Raw genomic sequence first — 21,071 nt, forward strand, 5'->3', positions numbered from 1 at the left:
CTCTGATCATCGTGTGGTGGTCTGAGCGCCGTCGATCAGGGAAGTCGGGGATGGTTCGGCGGCCGGGCCGGGCTGCGTCGCTTCGCGGGCGCGGGCCGTGGCCACCAGAAGTTGGGGTAGCGAGGGCACCCCGGCGGCACGGAACACTTCGCGGCCGTCGGCGGCACGGATGATGGTCGTCGGGGTGTGCTCGATGTTCAGCGACTCTGCGCGTTGCGAGTCGCCGGCCACATCGAATTCGGCCAGGGTCGATCCCGGGACGAGTTGGAGGACCCGGTCCAGGGCCATCCGGGTGGTGCGGCAGGCGCCGCAGAACGAGGTGGAGAACAGCTCGAAGTGCACGGCTGGGTCCGCGGTGAGCGGGCGTGGAGCTGTGTGCATTGCGGGCTTCCTGCCACAGCGAATTCGGCATCACCGCGGTACTGGATGCAACGCCTCCGCCCCGCGGCTATTCCGCCTCTCGGTCACTCCTCAGCTTGGCGCGGGGCCCTGTGGGCCGGCCTGGGCCTAGCTTTCGCGGCCGAACAGCCGGCCGAGGTCGGAGAGTCCCGGAATCTCGAAGTTCGACACGGCGTCTGACAAACCCGAGGTATCGAGATTGGAGCCGAGGTCGGTCACCTGCTCGCCGAGGCCGCCGACGTACTCTTCGGCGCCCGCGGTGACGTCGCCGAGGCCACCGGTCAGGTTCTCGAAGTCCACGCCCAGTCCGGCGGCCTGCTCCAGGATGGGTGCGGCCACGCTGCTGAGCACGGCGCCACCGGCCACGGCCGCGAGGAGTCCACCGGCGGCGCCCACTCCGGCGCCGGCGACAGCGCCGAGGCCCGCCCCGGCGAGCGCACCGGCTCCGCCGCGACCGGCCGGCTTCGAGAACAGCGAGCGCAGGAATCCGGGGTTGTGGGCCTCACCGCGGGCGGCGGCGCGGGCGAGGTCGGCGGGTTCGGCCGAGGCGGGCCGTTCCGTCGCCGGCAGCTCGGCCGTGAGCTGCGCGTTCACCTGTTCGCGTTGCGCGGGTGTGAGGCGGGCGAAGGCGTCGCGGTGCACCTGCTCGAGCTGTTCCGGCTGCGCCGTCTTGAGCAGGTACTCGTACCGGGCGACGGCCGCGGCATCCTCCGGGTTGGCCGGACGCTGCGCGGCCGGCTGGGGCGCGGATGCCGGACGGCCGGCTGCCGGGCGCGCGGCTGAGGCCGCCGGCGCACCGGTACCCGGTCGCACAGCGGAGCCCGCCGGCGCACTGGAACCGCTCGCCGCACCGTCGGGCCGGGTGTCCCCGGTGACCTTGTCGGCGGCGGCGCGCACCACGTCCCGCCAGTCGGCGTTGCCGTTGCCGTTCGCGGTCGACTGGCCGGACGTGCCGAGTGCTTTCGATGCCATGTTCAGAATGCGCTGGAAATTGCTCATGGAAAGCCCCTCAAGTTGACGAGTCCCCAGTTTCCCGGCTCCACCTGAGGGATTTCCCCCAACCGGCCTTGGATTCGGTGTGCGGCGCGTCCGGGGACCAACGGTGCGCTAAATGCCGCGACGGATGAGGCGTGGCACGACGATCCAGATCACCAGCACCACCATGAAGATGAACCCGGCGAAGGCGATGCCCCAGGCCCGGCCGAGCACCAGGTCGAAGATCAACAGCCCGATGCCGGCGACCGTGATGGCGACCCCGGCCAGCGTGACCTCCACGAAGCGGTTGGTGTACCGCACGATCGTGCCCTTGGCCTGCCGGCGGAACAGCACCCGGTGCAGGCTCACGGGCGCCAGCCCCACCAGGGTGGTGAGGATGGAGGTGACCACGAGCACGAGGTAGGTATCGCGCTGGAAGTCGTCGAGCTCGTCGAACCGGGACTGGAACACCGCGGCCAGCAGGAAGCCCGTGAGGATCTGGGTGCCGGTCTGGATGACGCGCAGTTCCTGCAGCAACTCGTTCCAGTTGCGGTCCAACCGTTCGGTGAGCGTTTCGTCGCGGCCGTCGTGGTCCGCGTCGGGCTCGTCCGGAAGCGGGGAATCGGTCATCGGTGAGCCTTTCCGGAGCCGGGGCTTGGCGGGTTTGGGAGAATATACGTGACCCCACCCGGTCGAATCCACCATACCCAGGGCCCGCACCCACGGCCCCGGCCAGAGTTTGGAGTTGTCATGCCCCAACTTTCGTCCACGGCGCGGTCGGTTCCCGGGTCGGGCATCCGCCGCATCTTCGAGCTCGCCGCCGACCTGCCCGACGTGATCCAGCTCAGTGTGGGCGAACCCGAGGAACGCGTGGCGCCGCACATTCTCGACGCGGGCGCCCGAGCGTGGCAGAACGACGCCACCAACTACACCCCGAACAGTGGCCTGCTGCTGTTGCGGTCCGCCATCGTGAGCAAGCTCGGCGAATTCAACGGGTACGCGGTCGACGAAGATCAGGTGCACATCACGGCCGGCGGCTCGCAGGCCCTGCACATGGCGATGCTCCTCACCCTCGACGCCGGCGACGAGATCCTCATTCCCGACCCGGGTTACGCCACCTTCGCCATGGCGTCCCGGCTCGTCGGCGCCGTTCCCGTGCCCTACCGGCTCACTGCCGAGCACGCCTTCCGGCCCCGCATCGACGACCTCGAGCAGCGGGTGGGCCCGCGCACCCGCGTGCTGCTGATCAACAGCCCGTCCAACCCGCTCGGCGTGGTCTTCGAGCCGGAGGTGCTGCGGGAACTGCTCGACTTCGCCGCCCGGCACGACCTCTGGGTGATCAGCGACGAGGTCTACGAGTACTTCACCTTCCATGGCGGCTACACGAGCGTGGCGAGCCTGGACCCGAACGACCGGGTGTTCAGCGTCTACTCGCTCTCCAAGACGTACGGCCTCACCGGCGGCCGGATCGGCTACCTGGTGACCCCGCCCGGCGTGGCGGGCACCTTCCGCGCCGCGCAGGAGGCGATCGTGAGCTGTGTGAACACCCCGGCACAGCTCGCCGCCCTGGCCGCGATCGAGGGCGACCAGTCGGCGATAGCGGATGCGCGGGAGCACTACCGTAAAAACCTCGCGGCAGCCGGGGCGGCCCTGGATGCCCGCGGCATCGAGTACTACCGTCCGGACGGGGCGTTCTACCTCTGGGTCAACGTCTCGTACTGCTCCAATGGAAACGTCGCCCAGTGGGCCGAGGAGTTCCTGCTCAGCCAACGGGTGGCCGTGGCGCCCGGTTCGGCTTTCGGCGCCGGCGGAGAGGGCTGGATCCGGATCTGCGCCGCCGGCCAGCGGAAGCCGCTGCTCACCGCGCTGTCCCGGTTGCCCGCCGTCTAAGCAGCGGAGCGGGGCATCCGCGCAGCCCGCCCCACTACGTTGGCGATCAGACGGTCGGTGCCACGTCGGCGCGGGTGCGGGCGAACACAGTCTTCAGCGACACCCGGCTGGTGTACTGAATCGACCCGTACCGGAAGAGCCGCACGGCCAGCTGGAGCACGACTGCGGCGAGCAGGAACAACTCGACGATGATGACGGCCGCCTCCCACCCGTTGAGGGTGCCGAATGCGTTCCGCAGCATCGCGGTGAGCGGCGCCGAATACGGGAAGTAGGTGAAGATCTGCACCACGAAGCTGTGCGGGCTCGAGACGATCGAGGAGACCGCGTACAACGGCATGATCAGCAGGAGGATCAGCACGGCCGACAGGCTGCCGGCGTCTTTGGCCGTGGGCATGATCGCCCCGATGGCCACCAGCGTGCCGGTGAACAGGGCGAACCCGCCGATGGCCAGCAACGCTCCCACGATCATCTGCGCCGGGTCGAAGGTCAGCGCCGAGAAGTCAAGCTCCGGGATGTTGAGCGAGTCGCGGAAGAAGGCGTAGGCGATGGCGACGGGGGCCAGGAACACGAGCACCTGGGTGAACCCCACGATGAACAGCGAGATGATCTTGCCCGTGATCAGCGTGGTGGGGTTGAGGGTGGTGAGGATCATCTCGGTGACCCGGTTCTCCTTCTCCTCCAGGGTGCTCGTGAGCATCTGGTTCGAGAGCAGGGTGAACACGAGGAAGAAGACCACGACGTAGATCAGCGGCGGGATCACGCCCATGAAGCCGGCGGCCTTCTCCCCGTCGTTGTAGGTGGTGGCGTCCACCGAGACGTTGCCCCGGGCCAGTTCGGCCAACGCCGGATCCCCGATCTCGTTCTGCGCGCTCAGGACGAGCAGCTGTTTGGCCACGGCGTCGTAGGCGCCGTTGCCGAAGAGTCCCTTGTCGACGCCGGACACCTGCACGGCGGCGGTGCTCGGGTCGGCCGGGTACACGAAGTGGGCGTCTTCGGTGCCCGCCTTCACGGCGGCGATCGCGGCGGCGTCATCCGTCACGGCCGTGCCGCCCATCTTCGACGCCACGGCCGGGTCGACATAGCCGGATGCATCGCTGTAGGTGAACGTGATCGCGGCGTCGGCTTGGGCATCCCTCGTGCTCTCGGCCGAGGTGTTGCCGATGATCATGAGGGTCATCACAATGGCGATGCCGACCGGCACCAGCAGGGTGGTGATCCAGAACCGCCGCTTGCTGAGCGTGCGGCCGACCTCGAATCCGATGACCGTGCGCAGGTTGTGCCGTGCCATCAGCGTGCCGCCATTTCGTTCTGTTCGCCGTAGACGCTCACGAAGATCTCGTCCAGTGAGAGCTTGCTGGTGGCGAAGCTGCGCACCAGCACTCCGGCGTCGACCAGGTCGCGCAGGATGAGGGCTTCGTCGGTGCTGTCGGTGAGGGTGAGTTCGGCATAGTTGCGGTCCCGGGTGCTGACCTCGTAGTGCGTCGAGGGCGGGATGTCACCGGAGTAGCTCATGCGGATCATGGTTCCGCCGTACTGGTTCTGCACCTCGGGGATGGTGCCGTAGGCCTCCGCGCGTCCGTTCTTGAGCAGGATCACGCGGTCGCAGAGACGCTCCACCTCCTCCATCTGGTGCGTGACCATGAGCACGGTGGCGCCATTGCGTTTCTGTTCCTCGATGATGTCCATGAGCAGCCGCCGGTTGACCGGGTCGAACCCCTTGGTGGGTTCGTCGAGGATGAGCAGTTCAGGGTCGTTCATGATCGTGACGCCCAGCTGCACCTTCTGCTGCTGCCCGCCCGAGAGCTTGTCGACCCGGGTCTTGGCCTTGTCGGCCAGACCGACCCGTTCGAGGTAGTCCATCGACCAGGCGGTCGCCGCCTTCTTGCTCAGACCTTTGAGGGCGCCGAAGTACGACATGACAGCGATGACGGACTCCTTCTTATAGAGTCCGCGTTCCTCGGGGAGATAGCCCAGCCGGCTGCCGGCCTCCGGGGTGAACGGGCGGCCGTCGATGTGCAGCACCCCCGCACTGGGGAGATAGATTCCGAGCAGGGCTCGCAGGGTGGTCGTCTTTCCCGACCCGTTGGAGCCGAGAAACCCGAACGTCTCGCCGCGTCGCACATCGAAGGAGAGGTCCTCGATGACAGTGGTGCTGGCGAAGTCCATCCGAAAATGCTCGATGTGAACAAGAGGCTCTTCTTGAAGCGTCATGCCCACACCCTAACGCTGTGGTGGTTGCGGCCGACACGAGCGTGCGAGCCGACGCTGGTGCGGTTTAGACTTCCGCACGTCAACCAGGAAGGGGAATCATGAGTGGTGAACCGATACCGTTCGAGGTGCACGAGTCCGGTGCGCTGTTCCACGGCACCAAGGCACAGCTGGCGGTGGGTGACCTGTTGCTGCCCGGCCGGCAGTCGAACTTCGGCGTGGGGCGAACCGCAAACCACGTCTACGTGACCGGGACCCTGGATGCGGCGACCTGGGGCGCCGAACTGGCCGCCGGCGAGGGCCGCGGCCACATCTATATCGTCGAACCGCTCGGCGCCGTCGAAGACGACCCCAATGTGACCGACAAGAAGTTTCCCGGCAACCCGACCCGGTCGTACCGCACCCGCGAGCCCGTGAAGGTGATCGGCGAGCTCACGGACTGGGTGGGGCACACACCTGCTCAGCTGCAGGCGATGCGGGACGGCCTCGCCGCGCTCGAGCGCAACGGCGGCGCGGTCATCTACGACTGACTCCCCGACCGTAACGGCCAAGGTGCTCCCGCGCTCCTTCGCGGACGAGCTGCCCGGTGTATTCGGGCAGCTCATCCGCGGTGAGCGCTATAGCGTGCGGCGCAGCGTGCGGCGTTAGGCCTGCTGGCGGCGACGCAGGAACAGGGCGCCGGCTCCCGCGGCCAGCAGCGCCAGGGCGCCGCCCAGCATCGGGGTGACGAATCCGACGCCGGTGCTGGCCAGGGTGGACCCTGAGCCCGCCGCGACCACCGTGAAGGCGATCTCGGCGCTGTCACCGTTGGCGGCGGTCACGACGATGCGGTGCGCGCCGGCTTCCGTGCTCGCCGGGATGGTGACCTGGGTGGCGTAGGAGCCATCCGCAGCGCTCGTGATCGTGGCGAGCCGCACCGGGGTGGAGTACAGCGCCACCGTGAGTGCGGTATTGGCCGCGAAGCCGCGCCCGGAGATGCCGACGGCACTGCCCGCGGTGACCCGCAGGTCGGCGTCGCCCAGCACGACGGACGGTGCGCTGCCGGTGTTGGTCGGGGCCGGGGACGGTACGGCCGTGCCGGTCGGGGTGGGGGTCGGCGACACCGTCGGAGTTGCCGTCGGGGTCGGGGTCGGGGTCGCGGTCGGCTGGGTCGTCGGCGTGGCGGTCGGGGTCGCGGTCGGCTCGGTCGTCGGCGTAGCGGTCGGCTCCGCAGTCGGCGGAACGGTCGGCCCGGTCGTGGGCGGGGCTGTCGGCGTGCCGGTCGGCGTCGGGTCCGGCGTCGGTGCCACGAGACCGAAGACATCGGCCGCGGTGCCCAGCTTGAGGAACACGGTCTCGCCCGTGGCGTCCTTCAGGCCGTCGTTGTCGGTGACCGCGTAGACGTTCTTGTCGGCGCCGATGGTGAGGCCCTCGAGCTTCTCCTGGGTCCAGCCGTTGGTGGCCTGGAGGTCGGGCAGCACGTCGTAGGCCAGCTTCTTGCGCAGGATCGGCAGCACGCCGGGGGCGGGATCCGTGGCCGGCAGGGCCACGGTGTAGATGCGCTTGACGGCGGCGGCGGGGCCGTTGAGCTTGTCCCGCTCGATCACGGCGAGGGTGTTCTCGTCCACGGCCACGATCTCGGACAGGCCCATCCAGTCGGTTCCGCCGGCGTCGGCCTCCAGCTGGTAACCGAACCAGGTCCAGGTCTTCTCGGTCACGTCGTACCGGCCGATGCGGGTCACACCATTGCCGTCCACCGTGGCGGTGGGATCCGCGGGGTCGGTCCACAGCGGGCGCTGGATCGCGACGTAGAGCTCTTCGTGCCCGGCCGCATCCGTCGTCGCGGTGACGCCTTCGTAGCCCCACTTGGAGATGTGCGCGGAGATGTCGGCCGGCAGGGCCACGGTCTCCTGAACGGCACCGGCGGCATCCGTGCGATACAGCAGGTTGCCGGCACCGGTGACGCCCTCGGCGGCGAGCCAGAAGCCGCCCTGCTCGCGGGCGTGCAGGCCCTCGATGTCGAAGACGGCCGGCTTGCCGTTCTCGGTGACGACCAGGCTGGAGTCGATGCGCGCGGGGGTTTTTGTGACGTCGACCGTGAAGATGGTGCTGGGCGAGAGGGCCGAATCGCTGGCCGTGTAGATTCGCTCGGTGTCGCCGGGCTTGGCGCTCAGCGCGCCGAGCGCGACCCAGCCGATCGGCAGGCCCGCGACGTCGTCGGAGACGATGCTCGGCTGGCCCGCCGTGCTGCCGCCGTCGCCGAGCTCGTACAGGGCGACGGATGCGCGCACGCCGACGCTCGCGTCGTCGGTCTCGCTCGAGGCGACGAGCAGGTTGCGGCTGGGCACGGCCAACAGGCCCTCGGGCCCGTTGGTGGCGAAGACCATCTGCTGGTAGACCGGGTTCACCGGGTCGGTGAGGTCGTAGACGGCCACGAAGTTGCTGCGCTCGGAGGCGACGAATCCGTAGCGGGTGCCGTCGATGGTGGAGACCATCAGGCCCTCGGGTTCGCTGCCCTTCTTGTCGGCACGGCTGTCGGCGTACAGGCCGCCGGCCACGGCGAGGTGCTCGAAGGAGTTGCCGGCATCCCAGGCCACGGCGCCCGTGCTGGCGTCGAAGATGGTCCAGCCTCGGCTGCCGCCCTTCCAGTCGCCCTCGTTGGCGGTGGCCAGGTGGGTGTCGTCCACCCAGGCGATGGAGTCGGGTTCGCGCGGAACGTTGGTGATCGAGCCGGTGAGGTTGATCACCTTGTCCTTCTTGGTGTCGATCCCGGTGACCGTGGCGGTGCCGGCGCTGAAGACCTTGGTGATGGCCCGGCTGGGCAGGTCGACGAGCACGATGCCGTTGTTCTCCTGCAGGGTGACGGCCAGCTGGTTGGCGCTGTTGATGGTGACGTACTCGGGCTCGGGGTCGGTGGGCGAGTCGAGGCCGGCCGCCGTGAACGAGGGCAGTGCCGTGCCGTCGGAGGCCACGAAAGGCACCGGGGTGGTCACCCAGGTGGTGGGGTCGGCGTTGAGGTCGATCACCTGAACGAACCCGGCGGGCAGCTGGGGCAGGTCGCCCTTCTTGCCGCCGGCGGGGGTGGCCGACTCGTCGCGCTGGTTCTCGATCGCGATGGCCGCGTAGGCGTGGTCTTTGCTGATGGCGATCGAGTCGGGCTGGCCGGCCAGGTCGAGGCTGGTGACCAGGGTGCGGTCGCTGATGCGGATCACGTCGAGCCGGCCGGAGGGCGAGACGAAGTCGCCGCCGCTCTCGTCGATGACCACGAGCACGTAGTCGCCGTAGACGGCCACGGAGGTGGGCTGGTCGTCGGCGTGGCCGAGGTCGGCCAGGGAGATGCTGCCGGCGCCGACGGGCTTGTTCACGTCGGAGATGTCGAGGAAGCCGATGCGCTTGCCCGGGGCATCCGTGTAGATGACGGTCTTGCCATCGTCGGTGACGCCGGAGATCTCGGCGGCGGTGGTGTCGGCCGGGCTGACGCCGGCGGGCGCGTTGAGGTAGACCGGGTAGGTGGCGGTGCGGTGGAACGCCGAGGTCGTGGGCGCAGGGGCCGCGGCGAGCGCCGGGGCGACGACCACGCAGCTGGCCATGACAGCCGCCGCCGCGATGAAGGTGATGCGGCGGGCTGGTCTCGAAAAAGTCATGGGTTCCCTTGTCGCGAGCGTTACCTGTGCGAGTTCACAGGTACTCGTCGAGCGTGCTGGTCGCCGGGAACGTCGGGGTGACCCGGAAGGGTCCGCGAGGCGACGGCAAGATGTACGACAGGCAAACGGGTCTGCGCAGCGGCTATTCCGGTGCACTGTTCGATGTGGCAGGATTCCTGCCGTGACCACTCAACCCGCACGCCGGATGCTGCTCGACACCGCCGCCCTCTATTTCCGTGCCTTCCACGGGGTGCCCGACACCGTTGTCGCGCCGGGCGGCGAGCCCGTGAACGCCGTGCGCGGGTTGCTCGACATGATCGCCCGGCTCACCACCGAATTCCGGCCCACCGAGATCGTGGCGTGCTGGGACGACGACTGGCGCCCGCAGTGGCGGGTCGATCTGATCCCCACCTACAAGACCCACCGGGTGGCCGCCGAACCGGCGACGGATGCCGACACCGCGATCGAGACCGTGCCCGACCTGCTCAGCCCGCAGGTGCCGGTCATCCGTGAGGTGCTCGCCGCTCTCGGCATCCCGGTGGTCGGCGCCGCGCACCACGAGGCCGACGACGTGATCGGTACCCTGGCCTCGCACTCCGACATCCCGGTGGATGTGGTCACCGGAGACCGCGACCTGTTCCAGCTCGTCGACGACAGCCGTGACGTGCGGGTGATCTACACCGGCCGTGGCATGGCCCGGCTGGAGATCCTCACGGATGCGTCGTTGACGGCCAAGACCGGGGTCACCCCGGCGCAGTACGCGGACTTCGCGGCCATGCGCGGCGACGCCTCCGATGGGCTGCCCGGTGTGGCCGGGGTGGGCGAGAAGACCGCGGCGACGCTACTGGCCGAGTTCGGCGACCTCGACGGCATCGTCGCGGCCGCGGCCGATCCCGACGTGAAGCTCAGCGCGTCCGTGCGGGCGAAGATCGTGGCTGCCGCCGACTACCTGCTCGTGGCGCCGAAGGTGGTGAATGTGGTGCGCGACCTGCAGCTGCCGGCGTTCGACGCCCGCATCCGCCCGGCAACGCCCGAGCAGCTGGCCGACCTCGAGCGCCTCGACACCCGCTGGGGCCTGGGTTCCTCCCTCACCCGAGCCCAAGAGGCCCTCGCCGCCCGCGAACTCTGACGTGGGCCGGGAGTTCCGGGATTCTCGGGACTTCTCTCGCAGTTCGCGGAGGTGTCGAAGGCCCTGGGCGAGAAGGAATTCCGGCCGAGCGTTCACGGCGGTGGCCTAGGGTTCTCTACACGGCAGATGTGCGGTTCCTGCCGTCGGGAGGACACACGATGACCACCAGAACGAGCGCATCGGCCCTCGCTGCCGCGCCTGAACACCTCGGTCTCGGCCTTCCCGATCGGGTCGACGACTTCGCCCGGTTGCTGCAGAACCCGTCGTTCAGCGACGTTCGGGACGACGGGCAGGCCTGGCTGCAGCGCTGTTATGCAGAAATCGTGCCGCTGGTGCTGCCCGCGGCGCTGCACTCTGTCGAGTCCGGTGAGCCGCTTCCGGCCGAGTGCCTGCGCGCTCTGCGCGCGGTGGCGGCGGGGTCGGCCAGCGACACGGATGTGCAGTTGTCGGTGATCCTCCGCGGGGCGTTGCCGGCGCTGCGCGTGTTCGCCGCCTTCATGCATGAGACCGCGCCGGCCGATCCCCGCCAGACCGTGCTCGCCATGGCCAGGGCCACCCGAGTAGCCCACGAACTGGGCAGCTGCTGGGTGGAGGCGTGGAGCGACGCTCGCGCGACCAAGGGACACCTTGTGCCCGAGCCGGCGCCGGCATCGACACCCACTCCAGTGCCGGCGGCATCCGTCACCGGCCCGCCGCGCGCATCCGTCACGGCTCTCGACGGCGGTTCGATCGAACTGGTAGCAGCCGACCCCGACCTCAGCGACGCCGAAGCGCGGATGCTGACCCTCGCCGCCTACGGGCACTCGAACGACCACATCGCCCGGGCCACCAGCTACAGCCGCCAGGCCGTGGGCTGGCACCTGTCCCGCATCATGCGGGCCTGGAAGACGCCCAACCGCACGGCGCTGGTGGCGCTGGCGTTCGTGAAAGGGGTGCTCGTAGCGCGATCCGCGCCCCGAGCACCCCGGGCTCTGCCGGCGTCAGATCAGGCGGGAACCCGGAAGTCGCTGTCGCAGCCGACCTCGTCCTGACCCTTCTCGGTGTAACCGGTGGGCACCGTGCGGTGCACGTCATCGATGTAGTACGCCTTGGTGCCGGTCCAGCGCGGTCCCCAGCGCGCCCCGTTGTCCCACGTGTCGACATCCACGCGGATGCGTCCGGTCTGCTCGGCGAACCCGGTCCCGAGCGTGACGGCGGTCTTCCGGCCCGGATTGGCGGTCACCGTATCGCGGCGTTCGCTGGTGGTGGTGCGGGTCTGCGAGTACTCAGCGCCGCCCTCGATGGTGAGCACGTCCTTGATCTCCAGGCTCACACCGCCGCCGGACTTCCACGTCTCGGCGAAGGAACGCACATCGCCGACCTGTGAGCTGATCGCGGTGGTGGTTCCCTCGTTGCAGTTGCTGACCGGTTCGCCGTAGCGCAACCAGTCGACGCGCTCTCCGGATTCGCTCTGCACCTCGAAGGTGCAGTCGCCGGTTATCCCGCTCGTGTACATGCCGGCGTCGCCGTTGCAGACGCGGTTGAGGTTGTCGGGGCCGAATCGGTCATCGGCCGAGGCCGCGGTGGCGGGAACCAGGGCGCCGGCCAGCACCAGCCCGGCGATGCCCGCGGCGGCGGCGAGGCGGCGGCGGCCCTTCGTCGGGGTGTGCGTCGACGAGCGTGCCGGGGAATGCGTCGGTGTCATCGTGTTCGTGTCGGTGTGCATGACGTGTCCTAACCAATTCGATGTGCGGTCGCTCCCCGGAACTGGTTCATCGCTTCCCGGGAACGGGAATGACTCTTCTACCTCGGCGGCGCTCACGCCAGAAGATCGGCCAGCTGTTAGTCGACCGACTCACGACTACCCCCATCCGGCGCCTCAGCCGCTACCCTCCCCCTCGCGAGACACTGCGGGAGACATATCGGGAGCGTCTCAAAAACCCTCTACGGTGCCGCAACAGCGGCACCGGTTGGCTGGTGTGTACCGGCGTTGTGAACGCCACTTCCCAACGCCACCTCCCAACAGCACTGCTCAACAGAAGGACACCCCATGAAACTGCTCCTCACCCCTCTGTCCCGTTCTCTGGCCGGCCTCGCGGCCACGGCAGCGATCCTGGTTACCCTCGCGGGATGCGCCGCGCCGGCCGAAACCAGCGGTCCCACCAGCGCATCCGGTGGGGACGGCGCATCGGTCAGCGATGCGGAGTTCCAGGCCGCCCGTGACGCCTACGACCTCAAGCTCGCGCAGTGCCTGCGCGACAAGGGGTTGGACGTCAAGGATCCGCAGCCCGGTCAGGGAATCCAGGAGAGCAGCCCCGAGATCAACGAGGCCGCCTCCACCTGCATGCGCGAGATCGGCGATCCGCCCGTCCCCGCAACGACGATGAGCGACGCCGAAGTCCTCAGCATGTACCTCAAGTGGGCGGACTGCTTCCGTGAGGTCGGGTTCGATGTTGCTGAGCCCGTCAGCGGCCAGGCCTTCGTCGTGCCCGAAGATGCCTCCGCCGAGGTCACGGCAGCCTGCACGGATCCGACGCTGTGAACGACTCGTCCGATGCTGAGGGCACTCCTGTGCCGCACGAGCCGGTGACGACTCGCCGCGGCAGGCGCCGCTGGGGAATTGCAAGCGCCGGCGTCACCCTCGCGGCCCTTATCGCCGGATACGCCGTCTGGGCTCCCGGCCAGGAGGAACCAGCTCCTCCACCGCTCACGGTGTCCACGGCAGAGGTCACCACCGGTAGCGTCGCATCCGAGACGAAGGTCGCCGGCACCGTGCAGTACGCAAGCACTGTGCCGATCACGTCCGGACTGGCCGGGGTGGTCACGGAACTGCCCGCTCCGGGTACGACTCTCAGCGTCGGTGCGGTCGTCTACCGAGTGGATACCCGGCCGGTCATCATGCTCTCCGGGACCGTGCCGGCTTGGCGCGACTTCTCCTCGGATATGTCCGACGGGGAGGACGTGCGCCAGTTGGAGCAGAACCTCCGCACCCTGGGTGTCTTCAGCGGCGAACCGGACAACCGTTTCACCTGGGACACCACCGTCGCCATCCGCGCCTGGCAGAAGTCCCTCGGCGTGGAGCGCACCGGCACGCTGGAGCGGTCCATGATCCTGATCTCGGACCAGGATCTGCGGGTCGACGCCGTCGACAGCCGCGTCGGCGCGCAGGTGGACGCCGGTTCCTCGCTGTACCGGGCCACCAGCCGGCAACTGGTCGTCGAGGTCAACGTCAAGTCGTCCGACCGGCAGGTGGCCGTCGTCGGGGGCACCGTCACCGTGTCCCTGCCGACCGGGGTGACCGCCGACGGCCTCGTCGAGTCCGTCGCCGCGCCGGTGAACAAGCCGGATGCCGACGGCTCGGGCAGCAGCATCGTCGTGCCCGTGCGCATCACGGTGGCCGATCAGCCCGCGGTGGCCGACCTGGCCCTGTCCGGTGTCACCGTGAGCTTTGCCGGCGCGGTGACAGACGATGTGCTCACGGTTCCGGTGGATGCCCTCGTTCCGATCAGCGACACCCAGTTCGCCGTCGAGCTGCCCCGCAAGAATCCCGAAGCCGAACGCACGCTCATCCCCGTCACGGTGGGCGCGTTCGCATCGGGGCTGGTGGAAATCTCCGGCGCGAAGATCGTCGCCGGGCTGTCCGTCGTGGTGCCAGCGCGATGACGGCGCTGATCCAGCTCACGGATGTGGTTCGCAGCTACGGTTCCCCACCCGTCACGGCCCTCGCGGGCGTGAGCCTGACCATTGATGAGGGTGAGTTCGTCGCCATCGTCGGGGCCAGCGGGTCGGGCAAGTCGACGCTGCTCAACCTCATCGGCACCCTTGACCGGCCCACCGCGGGCAGCATCCGTATCGGCGGCCTGGACACCGGCACCCTCTCCGACGCCGAGCTTTCCGCGCTGCGCTCGCGGCGCATCGGGTTCGTCTTCCAACAGTTCCACCTGCGGGACGGAGTCACCGCTCTGGAGAATGTCGCCGATGGCCTCCTCTATACGGGCACCCCTCGCGCAGAACGCCGGGAGCGCGCCCGCATTGCACTCGACCGGGTGGGGTTGAGCCACCGGCTCACGCATCTGCCGCACCAGCTGTCCGGCGGTGAACGGCAACGCGTGGCGATCGCCCGAGCGGTGATCGGCGATCCGCCGCTCCTGCTGGCCGACGAGCCCACCGGCAACCTCGACTCCGGTTCCGGCGAGAGCATCGTTGAGCTCCTGCATTCCCTTCACGCCCTGGGCACCAGCATCGTCGTGATCACCCATGACGTGGCTCTCGCGGCTCGCCTGCCTCGACGGGTAGCGATCCGCGATGGCGTTGTCCTTTCCGATTCCAGTTCTGGAGCCCTCGTATGAGCGCGTCACGCCTTCGCCGGTCCACCCACCAACCGCCGGCCACCGCCCCCTCCCGGCTGCGCCCGGACGACCTGCTCGCCCTCGGCTCGTCAGGGCTGCGCGCCAAGCCGGCGCGCGCCATCCTCTCGGCGTTGGGGATCGCCATCGGTGTCGCCGCCATGGTGGCCGTTCTCGGCATCTCCGCCTCCAGCCAGGCGGGCCTGAACGCCCGGCTCGCCGCCCTCGGCACCAACCTTTTGACCGCCACCGTCGCCCCTCCGTCGTCGGGCGACCCGATCCCGCTGCCAGTGAATGCCACCGACCGCCTCGCCCGGCTGCCCGGCATCGAGGACACCTCCGCTATCGCCGATCTGCCGGACGTGCACGTGTACCGCAGCTCGTACAGCGATCCCGACCGCACCGGCGGGCTCACGGTCACCGCCGCCGAACTGAATCTTCTCGACACCGTCGCCGGCAGCGTGCGGGCCGGGGGCTGGTTGAATCGCACCACCGCCGCGTTCCCCACCACGGTGCTGGGCGCCACCGCGGCCATGCGTCTCGGCGTCACCGAACCCGGCACTCTCGTCTGGCTCGGTGGGCAGAACGCCATGGTCGTCGGCATCCTCGATCCCGTTCCGCTCGCGCCCGAGCTGGATGTCGCAGCCCTCATCGGCGTACCGGTCGCCACTGTCGAGCACGCGTTTGCGGGCAACCCCACGAAGCTCTACCAACGAGTGGATGACTCCGCCGTCGAGCAGGTGCGCACGCTCATCGGCCCTGCGGTGCAACCGGCCGCCCCGGCGGCCGTGGCGGTGTCACGTCCCTCGGATGCCCTCGCCGCCATAAACGCCGTCGACGAGAGCTTCACCGGCATGCTGGTCGGCATCGGCTCGATTGCGCTGCTCGTGGGCGCCATCGGGGTGGCCAACACCATGGTCATCTCGGTCATCGAACGACGACGTGAGATCGGCCTCCGGCGTGCCCTCGGCGCCACCCGCCGTCACATCAGGCTGCAGTTCCTCACCGAAGCCCTCGTGCTTTCCGCGATGGGCGGGGTCGCCGGCGCCGGAATCGGGTACCTCGTGACCTGGGGTGTCGCCCTGGCGAGCGGCTGGCCACCGGTCGTGCCGCCGCTGGTGCTGATCGTCGGTGCCGCATCCACTCTCGTGGTCGGTGCCGTCGCGGGGCTCTACCCGGCCATCCGTGCTGCCCGAACCCCGCCGACGGCCGCTCTGAACAGCTGACCCACCCTCCCCCTGGGCCTGACGAGACGGGGTTCCGTACACTCGGATGCATGTCCCCGATGAACGCAGAGTACGAGATCCGTCGGTTCGAGCCGGCAGCACCCGGCGAGCCCGGATACCCCGAAGCGACAGCCTGGGATAGCGCGGTGTCGTTCGGCTTCCATGAGGAGCGCAGCACCGACGAGCGCGTTCAGGAGTCCATCGCCAGGAGCCGTGTGGACGGCGCCGTCTATACGGGGGCCTACCAAACCGGGCAGCCGGCCCCGTATTCGCTGGGCAGCGAGGTACCGGTGGCCACGTTCGGGTCCCAGCCGAGCACACTCAACATCGGCTTCGGCCGGTTGCTGGATGCGCATCTGATCACCGGCGTGACGGTGCGCACGTCGCACCGGCGTCGCGGGCTGCTCCGCCGCATGATGACCGAGGACCTCACCCTGGCCAAGGGCAACGGCATCGCGATCGCCGCACTTACCGCGTCGGAAGCCTCGATCTACGGTCGGTTCGGCTTCGGCGTGGCCACCGCGGAGCAGAGCATCACGGTCGACACCTCCGCGAAGTTCCAGCTCAACCACACTCCGGTGGGAACCGTGGAGGTCGCCGACCCCAAGGTGCTCCTCGAGCTGGCCCCGCAGGTCTTCGCCCGACTGCACAACGAACAGCCGGGATCCATCGGTCGGCAGGAGTTCTACCGTCAGCTGGCCGCCGGGGCGTCGAGCCGCGAGGGCGGCCCCGACGCCAAGGTGAAGGCGGCGCTGCACTATGCGCTTGATGGCACAGTCGACGGCTACGTGTCCTACCGATTCGGCGGCTGGGACAAGACGCCGGCAACCATGGAGATCGTTGACCTGGTGGCGGCGACCCCGGCCGCCTACCTGGAGCTCTGGCAGTATCTGGCGGCCATCGACCTGGTGGAGCGCGTCACCTGGAACGAGGCGCCGGTGGACAACCCGCTCACCTGGGCCCTGACCGACTCGCGCTGCGTCGCCGCGGCCAACCCCCGGGACCTGCTCTGGTTGCGTATCCTCGATGTGCGCCAGGCGCTGGAAGCGCGCGCCTTCGCCGCCGACGGCACGCTGGTGCTCCGGGTCGCCGATGGCCTGGGGCTCACCGCGGGCACGTTCTCGGTCGAGGTGCGCGATGGATCCGCACAGGTGAGCGCATCCGCCGCGGCACCCGACCTCGAACTGGACATCACCGCCCTCTCGTCGATCTACCTGGGCGCGGTGAACCCGGTCTCGCTGGCGGCGGCGGGCCGGGTGCAGGAGCATACCGAGGGCGCGGCGTTCCTGGCCGCGAGGCTCTTCGCCCTCGAGCGCCCGGCGCACTGCCTGACGCACTTCTAGAACGACGCTGCGGCGCTGGTGAGACGGAGAAATCCGGGATTCGTCACGCTTCCACCGCAAGCCTGGAGATACTTCCAGGTTGCTTGAAATCCCTCTCCTGCTGCATAAGGCTGGTCAGATTCGCCCCATCCGGGCACGCCTGACAATCCGGCCCGAACGCACCAAGAAGAGGACCCCGTGAAAGCACTTACCTGGCAGAACACTAAAAAGGTCGAGGTCAAGACCGTCGCCGATCCCGTCATCCAGAAGCCCACGGATGTGGTCATCCGCGTCACCTCCGCCGCCATCTGCGGCTCAGACCTGCACCTGTTCAACGTGATGGGTCCGTTCCTGGCTCAGGATGACGTGCTCGGCCACGAGACTATGGGTGTCGTGGAGCAGGTGGGCGGCGATGTCAGCAAGCTGAGCGTGGGCGACCGGGTCGTCATCCCCTTCGTGATCGCGTGCGGCGACTGCTTCATGTGCAACCAGGGCCTCACCTCCCAGTGCGAGACCACCCAGAACCGCGATTCCGGCACCGGCGCGAGCCTCTACGGATTCAGCGAGCTCTACGGCTCCGTTCCTGGCGGCCAGGCCGAGAAGCTGCGGGTGCCGTTCGCGGACTTCAACGCCGTGAAGGTGGGCGCCGACCTGCCCGATGAGCGCTACCTCTTCCTCAGCGACATCCTGCCCACCGCCTGGCAGGGTGTGCAGTACGCGGATGTGCCGGCGGGCGGTACTCTCGCCGTGATCGGCCTCGGTCCGGTCGGCCAGTTCGCCAGCCGCATCGGCCGTCACCTGGGCTTCCGGGTGCTCGGTGTCGACCCGGTACCGGAGCGCCGTGAAATGGCGGCGCGCTACGGCGTGGAGGTCTTCGACCTCGCCGACGACCTCGTCACCACCCTGCGCGACGCGACCGATGGCCGCGGCCCCGACTCCGTGGTCGACGCCGTGGGCATGGAAGCGCACGGCAACCCCGGCGCGGCGTTCACCCAGTACGCCGCGGGACTGCTGCCCGACAAGGTGGCCAAGAAGGTCTTCACCACGGTGGGCGTCGACCGCCTCGCCGCCCTGCACATGGCACTCGACCTCGTGCGTCGCGGTGGAACCGTCTCGGTGAGCGGCGTGTACTCGGGGGTGGCCGACCCGATGCCCCTGATGAACATGTTCGACAAGCAGATCCAGCTGCGGATGGGCCAGTGCAACGTGCAGCGCTGGATCGACGACTTGCTCCCCCTGGTCGAGGACCCCACCGACCCGCTCGGTGTGGAGGACCTCGTCACCCACAAGGTGCCGCTGGACCGGGCGCCGGAGATGTACGAGACCTTCAGCGCCAAGGACGACGGCTGCATCAAGGTCGTGCTGAAGCCCTAACGGAGCGTTTCCCCTCATGCCGAGCGGCCCCGGATTTCCGGGGCCGCTCGGCATTCTGGTTGGCTCGGCACGTTGAGGCGGTCCGGCGCATCCGCTGGGCGCAGGTAATGGAAGGCTGGGAGCATGGACTCCTTGGCGCTGCTCCGCTCCCTGACCGCCCAGGCTTCGGTGCGCTCGTTTTCTAGTCGCCCGGTGGAGCCCGAGCTCGTGGAGCAGATCGTCGAAGTGGCCCGCTGGACGGGGTCGGCCCGCAACCGGCAGCCGTGGCGATTTGTGGCCGTCTCCGACCGCCCCACGCTGGAGGAGCTCGGCCGCTGCGGCGCGTACGCCCAACACCTGGCGTCGGCACCCTGCGCACTGGTGCTCCTCTCGGCCGACAACGGCTTTCAAGACACCGAGTTCGACCTCGGCAAAGTGACCCAGACCGTCATCCTGGCGGCAACGGCGTTGGGCCTGGGGAGCTGCCTGGCCACGCTCTACCCCGACCCCAATGTGGCGGCGGCGTCCCGGCTGCTGCACCTCGATAGCGGATGGCTGCCCCGGCACGCGATCTCCCTCGGCTACCCCGGAGCCACCGTCACGGGCACCCGCGCCCTGCCGACCGGCCGGCTCCCGACCCAGACGCTGCTGACTACCGCAGTCCCCCAGCGCCCCTCCAAGGAACTGTGACTTAAGCACCGATCAGACGCGTTTTTTGGCGGCTCAACTCGCAGTTCGCGGATGCGTGTGTCGGGTGAGCCTGTGGGCCGCCGGAATGTCAGTGGTAGGTGAGACGATCTCACCATGAGTAGCCCAGACCAGGCACCACCGCCCACTCCGGACGATGACGACTACTCTCCGGAGTCCGCTCCACCTGGCACCACCCCCACCGCTGCAACCCCGACCGACAACGTCACACCAACACCACCCGACGCGCTGGGTCACGGCACCACTTCGGCCCCGCCCGCCGAGACCGCCGGGGCCACCGACCCAGCCGAGCCCGTCGAGCCCACGCCACCCAACGAACCAGCTGAGCCCGACGAGGACGACCCCTACATGCCCAACGAGGCTCGGGACGAGTTCGTGCGCAGCGAGTTGACCCGCCGCACCGAACTGGTCGCGGCCGACGCCCGCCTCATCGCCCAAGCGCAAGCCCGGCAGGCCGAGCACCTCGCTGACCTGCAGTGCTGGAGCGAGGACCCGCAGGTGTCCTCCCGCCTGCATAACGACCCGGACGCCATCCGGGCGGCCGACCGGAACACGGCCACCATGACCACGTACCAGGCCCGCGCCGCCGCGTACTCCCGGTGGGAAGACGGGGAGGTGGCCCGCCGCACCATCGTGAGCGAACTCGCGTGCCTGCTCAAGCTCGCCGAACGGGCCGTGGAACGGCTGCTCGACCAGTCCCTCTGGTTACTCTCGACCCCTGCCGCGTTCCAGGCCCTCTCCGCCGGTGAGATCAGCTACCGCCACGCGACCGTGCTCCTGGACCAGATGCGCACCCTCCCCGACGAGGACCAGGCCGCGTTCGTGGAAGCGGTCCTCCCGGCCGCGAAGGTCCTCCCTGTGGGCCGGTTCAACGACAAGGCCCGCCGGGTGCGGGAGCGGACGCATCCGGAATCGATCGCGATCCGTAACAGGAACGCTTTCGCCGACCGCCGCAGTTACTGGGAAGCCGCACCCGACGGGATGGGCTGGCTGCACTGGTACGGCACCGCCCACGACACCAAAGCCGCCTTCGAGCGCATCGACTCGATGGCCGTGAGCCTGAAAAAGACCGACGACCACGCCGCAGCGGATGCGACAGCAACAGCCGCCGCCGGAGCTGGCGAGAGCTTCGGCCCGGGTGCCGGCACGGGCTTCGGGTTGGGCACGGCCGCGATGAGGGACGAGGAGGAAAAGCGCCGCACGCTCGACCAGTTGCGCGCCGACATCACCCGCGCCCTGCTGTTGGACGGCATCACCCCCGACGGAATGGGCGCCGGAATCCGCGGCAAGGTCATGATCACCGTTCCCGTCCTCACCCTCCTCGGCCTGGACGATGAACCCGCCACCCTCGAAGGCTACGGACCGATCTCCCCCGAAACCGCCCGCGAGATCGCCGGCAACGCACCAGGCTTCACCCGGCTGCTCACCCACCCGGAATCCGGGGTGGTGCTCTCCCTGGGCAAAACCCAGTACAAAAAAACCAAAGCCATGGGCAAATGGCTGCGGATACGCGACGAAACCTGCCGCTTCCCCGGCTGCTCCCGCCCCGCCGTCAAGAGCGACGTCGACCACACCGACCCCTGGGCCGACGGAGGCACCACCGACAGCGACAACCTCGCCCACCTCTGCGAACCCCACCACCGCATCAAACACCTCTCCCAATGGCGAGTCACCCAAGAACCCGGCGGAATCCTGCTCTGGACCTCACCCGGACAACGCAGCTACCGCACCGACCCCGCCAACCCCGTGGCACCACCCCGGCCCCTGCCGCCACCCACCGGCCCGAAAACCCGGACACGCCCCGCCGACGACAGCTACCTGCAACCCCGCCACCAACCCATCCGGCGCCCCATCACCCCGGTCCCCGAAAACCCACCGTTCTGACGGGGGCTGAACGTGAGCGCGGCAACGTG

Annotated in this window: 19 protein-coding genes; 12 read left to right on the forward strand and 7 right to left on the reverse strand. The window is 69.0% G+C overall.

The window, feature by feature from the left end:
- Window positions 1-6 precede the first annotated feature (6 nt).
- From PA27867_RS18345 to PA27867_RS18355, 3 genes are all read right to left on the reverse strand, one after another.
- A complete protein-coding gene (locus PA27867_RS18345) occupies window positions 7-381 on the reverse strand; it encodes a thioredoxin family protein (protein ID WP_066598491.1) in 375 nt (124 codons plus the stop codon).
- A 126-nt stretch (window positions 382-507) separates the two neighbouring features.
- Window positions 508-1,398 (reverse strand): hypothetical protein, encoded by an 891-nt coding sequence (locus PA27867_RS18350; RefSeq protein ID WP_066598492.1) that lies wholly within the window; start codon window positions 1,396-1,398, stop codon window positions 508-510.
- 108 nt (window positions 1,399-1,506) lie between these two features.
- Window positions 1,507-2,004, reverse strand: coding sequence for a DUF6328 family protein (locus PA27867_RS18355; RefSeq protein ID WP_066598493.1), 498 nt, complete (start codon window positions 2,002-2,004; stop codon window positions 1,507-1,509).
- A gap of 120 nt (window positions 2,005-2,124) precedes the next feature.
- Here PA27867_RS18355 and PA27867_RS18360 point away from each other — a divergent pair, with 120 nt between their 5' ends.
- Window positions 2,125-3,264: a pyridoxal phosphate-dependent aminotransferase gene (locus tag PA27867_RS18360; RefSeq protein ID WP_066598494.1), complete on the forward strand. Its 1,140-nt coding sequence runs from the start codon at window positions 2,125-2,127 to the stop codon at window positions 3,262-3,264.
- A gap of 46 nt (window positions 3,265-3,310) precedes the next feature.
- Here the strand turns inward: PA27867_RS18360 and PA27867_RS18365 are convergent, their stop codons facing one another.
- Both PA27867_RS18365 and PA27867_RS18370 read right to left on the reverse strand, forming a co-directional pair.
- Window positions 3,311-4,552, reverse strand: coding sequence for an ABC transporter permease (locus PA27867_RS18365; RefSeq protein ID WP_066598495.1), 1,242 nt, complete (start codon window positions 4,550-4,552; stop codon window positions 3,311-3,313).
- Window positions 4,552-5,475, reverse strand: a complete 924-nt coding sequence (locus tag PA27867_RS18370) for an ABC transporter ATP-binding protein (RefSeq protein WP_066598496.1) — start codon at window positions 5,473-5,475, stop codon at window positions 4,552-4,554. Before PA27867_RS18370 ends, PA27867_RS18365 begins: the two co-directional genes overlap by 1 nt.
- A 98-nt stretch (window positions 5,476-5,573) precedes the next feature.
- Here PA27867_RS18370 and arr point away from each other — a divergent pair, with 98 nt between their 5' ends.
- The gene (gene arr, locus PA27867_RS18375) at window positions 5,574-6,002 is read left to right on the forward strand and encodes an NAD(+)--rifampin ADP-ribosyltransferase (RefSeq protein ID WP_066598497.1); all 429 of its coding nucleotides are present in this window, start codon (window positions 5,574-5,576) and stop codon (window positions 6,000-6,002) included.
- Window positions 6,003-6,116: 114 nt separating this feature from the next.
- Here arr and PA27867_RS18380 read toward each other — a convergent pair whose 3' ends face one another.
- On the reverse strand, window positions 6,117-9,095 hold the full coding sequence (locus PA27867_RS18380; RefSeq protein ID WP_084021305.1) for an esterase-like activity of phytase family protein: 2,979 nt from the start codon (window positions 9,093-9,095) through the stop codon (window positions 6,117-6,119).
- Between the two features lie 205 nt (window positions 9,096-9,300).
- Here PA27867_RS18380 and PA27867_RS18385 point away from each other — a divergent pair, with 205 nt between their 5' ends.
- Complete coding sequence (locus tag PA27867_RS18385; protein WP_066598499.1) at window positions 9,301-10,224, forward strand: 5'-3' exonuclease; 924 nt, start codon at window positions 9,301-9,303, stop codon at window positions 10,222-10,224.
- Window positions 10,225-10,382: 158 nt separating this feature from the next.
- The gene (locus PA27867_RS18390; RefSeq protein WP_066598500.1) at window positions 10,383-11,255 is read left to right on the forward strand and encodes a helix-turn-helix transcriptional regulator; all 873 of its coding nucleotides are present in this window, start codon (window positions 10,383-10,385) and stop codon (window positions 11,253-11,255) included.
- Here PA27867_RS18390 and PA27867_RS18395 read toward each other — a convergent pair.
- The gene (locus PA27867_RS18395; protein ID WP_066598501.1) at window positions 11,210-11,929 is read right to left on the reverse strand and encodes a hypothetical protein; all 720 of its coding nucleotides are present in this window, start codon (window positions 11,927-11,929) and stop codon (window positions 11,210-11,212) included. The genes PA27867_RS18390 and PA27867_RS18395 overlap by 46 nt on opposite strands.
- Window positions 11,930-12,253: 324 nt before the next feature.
- On the opposite strand from PA27867_RS18395, the gene PA27867_RS18400 reads away from it, so the two are divergent.
- The 8 genes from PA27867_RS18400 to PA27867_RS18435 all read left to right on the forward strand — a co-directional run bounded on the left by PA27867_RS18400 (window position 12,254) and on the right by PA27867_RS18435 (window position 21,042).
- Window positions 12,254-12,745, forward strand: coding sequence for a hypothetical protein (locus PA27867_RS18400; RefSeq protein ID WP_066598502.1), 492 nt, complete (start codon window positions 12,254-12,256; stop codon window positions 12,743-12,745).
- Window positions 12,742-13,866 carry a peptidoglycan-binding protein gene (locus PA27867_RS18405; protein WP_066598503.1) on the forward strand — a complete coding sequence of 375 codons (1,125 nt, stop codon included), beginning with the start codon at window positions 12,742-12,744 and terminating at the stop codon, window positions 13,864-13,866. Before PA27867_RS18400 ends, PA27867_RS18405 begins: the two co-directional genes overlap by 4 nt.
- Window positions 13,863-14,552: an ABC transporter ATP-binding protein gene (locus tag PA27867_RS18410; RefSeq protein WP_066598504.1), complete on the forward strand. Its 690-nt coding sequence runs from the start codon at window positions 13,863-13,865 to the stop codon at window positions 14,550-14,552. Before PA27867_RS18405 ends, PA27867_RS18410 begins: the two co-directional genes overlap by 4 nt.
- Window positions 14,549-15,775 carry an ABC transporter permease gene (locus PA27867_RS18415; protein WP_066598505.1) on the forward strand — a complete coding sequence of 409 codons (1,227 nt, stop codon included), beginning with the start codon at window positions 14,549-14,551 and terminating at the stop codon, window positions 15,773-15,775. The genes PA27867_RS18410 and PA27867_RS18415 overlap by 4 nt, the downstream gene beginning before the upstream one ends.
- Window positions 15,776-15,834: 59 nt before the next feature.
- Window positions 15,835-17,118, forward strand: a complete 1,284-nt coding sequence (locus PA27867_RS18420; protein WP_066598506.1) for a GNAT family N-acetyltransferase — start codon at window positions 15,835-15,837, stop codon at window positions 17,116-17,118.
- A 177-nt stretch (window positions 17,119-17,295) separates the two neighbouring features.
- A complete protein-coding gene (locus PA27867_RS18425; protein ID WP_066598507.1) occupies window positions 17,296-18,471 on the forward strand; it encodes an alcohol dehydrogenase catalytic domain-containing protein in 1,176 nt (391 codons plus the stop codon).
- 123 nt (window positions 18,472-18,594) lie between these two features.
- Window positions 18,595-19,140 (forward strand): nitroreductase family protein, encoded by a 546-nt coding sequence (locus PA27867_RS18430; protein WP_066598508.1) that lies wholly within the window; start codon window positions 18,595-18,597, stop codon window positions 19,138-19,140.
- 114 nt (window positions 19,141-19,254) lie between these two features.
- Window positions 19,255-21,042, forward strand: a complete 1,788-nt coding sequence (locus PA27867_RS18435) for an HNH endonuclease signature motif containing protein (RefSeq protein WP_084021306.1) — start codon at window positions 19,255-19,257, stop codon at window positions 21,040-21,042.
- Window positions 21,043-21,071: the final 29 nt, after the last annotated feature.

This window comes from Cryobacterium arcticum (assembly GCF_001679725.1).
GTDB lineage: Bacteria > Actinomycetota > Actinomycetes > Actinomycetales > Microbacteriaceae > Cryobacterium > Cryobacterium arcticum_A.

Bases quoted from the DNA above. Each gene is read 5' to 3' on its own strand.
- PA27867_RS18435 (WP_084021306.1), top strand. From the start codon at position 19,255: ATGAGTAGCCCAGACCAGGCACCACCGCCCACTCCGGACGATGACGAC.
- PA27867_RS18400 (WP_066598502.1), top strand. From the start codon at position 12,254: ATGAAACTGCTCCTCACCCCTCTGTCCCGTTCTCTGGCCGGCCTCGCG.
- PA27867_RS18365 (WP_066598495.1), bottom strand. From the start codon at position 4,552: ATGGCACGGCACAACCTGCGCACGGTCATCGGATTCGAGGTCGGCCGC.
- PA27867_RS18420 (WP_066598506.1), top strand. From the start codon at position 15,835: ATGAACGCAGAGTACGAGATCCGTCGGTTCGAGCCGGCAGCACCCGGC.
- PA27867_RS18355 (WP_066598493.1), bottom strand. From the start codon at position 2,004: ATGACCGATTCCCCGCTTCCGGACGAGCCCGACGCGGACCACGACGGC.
- PA27867_RS18385 (WP_066598499.1), top strand. From the start codon at position 9,301: ATGCTGCTCGACACCGCCGCCCTCTATTTCCGTGCCTTCCACGGGGTG.
- PA27867_RS18360 (WP_066598494.1), top strand. From the start codon at position 2,125: ATGCCCCAACTTTCGTCCACGGCGCGGTCGGTTCCCGGGTCGGGCATC.
- PA27867_RS18350 (WP_066598492.1), bottom strand. From the start codon at position 1,398: ATGAGCAATTTCCAGCGCATTCTGAACATGGCATCGAAAGCACTCGGC.
- PA27867_RS18380 (WP_084021305.1), bottom strand. From the start codon at position 9,095: ATGACTTTTTCGAGACCAGCCCGCCGCATCACCTTCATCGCGGCGGCG.
- PA27867_RS18395 (WP_066598501.1), bottom strand. From the start codon at position 11,929: ATGCACACCGACACGAACACGATGACACCGACGCATTCCCCGGCACGC.
- arr (WP_066598497.1), top strand. From the start codon at position 5,574: ATGAGTGGTGAACCGATACCGTTCGAGGTGCACGAGTCCGGTGCGCTG.
- PA27867_RS18430 (WP_066598508.1), top strand. From the start codon at position 18,595: ATGGACTCCTTGGCGCTGCTCCGCTCCCTGACCGCCCAGGCTTCGGTG.
- PA27867_RS18345 (WP_066598491.1), bottom strand. From the start codon at position 381: ATGCACACAGCTCCACGCCCGCTCACCGCGGACCCAGCCGTGCACTTC.
- PA27867_RS18410 (WP_066598504.1), top strand. From the start codon at position 13,863: ATGACGGCGCTGATCCAGCTCACGGATGTGGTTCGCAGCTACGGTTCC.
- PA27867_RS18370 (WP_066598496.1), bottom strand. From the start codon at position 5,475: ATGACGCTTCAAGAAGAGCCTCTTGTTCACATCGAGCATTTTCGGATG.
- PA27867_RS18390 (WP_066598500.1), top strand. From the start codon at position 10,383: ATGACCACCAGAACGAGCGCATCGGCCCTCGCTGCCGCGCCTGAACAC.
- PA27867_RS18415 (WP_066598505.1), top strand. From the start codon at position 14,549: ATGAGCGCGTCACGCCTTCGCCGGTCCACCCACCAACCGCCGGCCACC.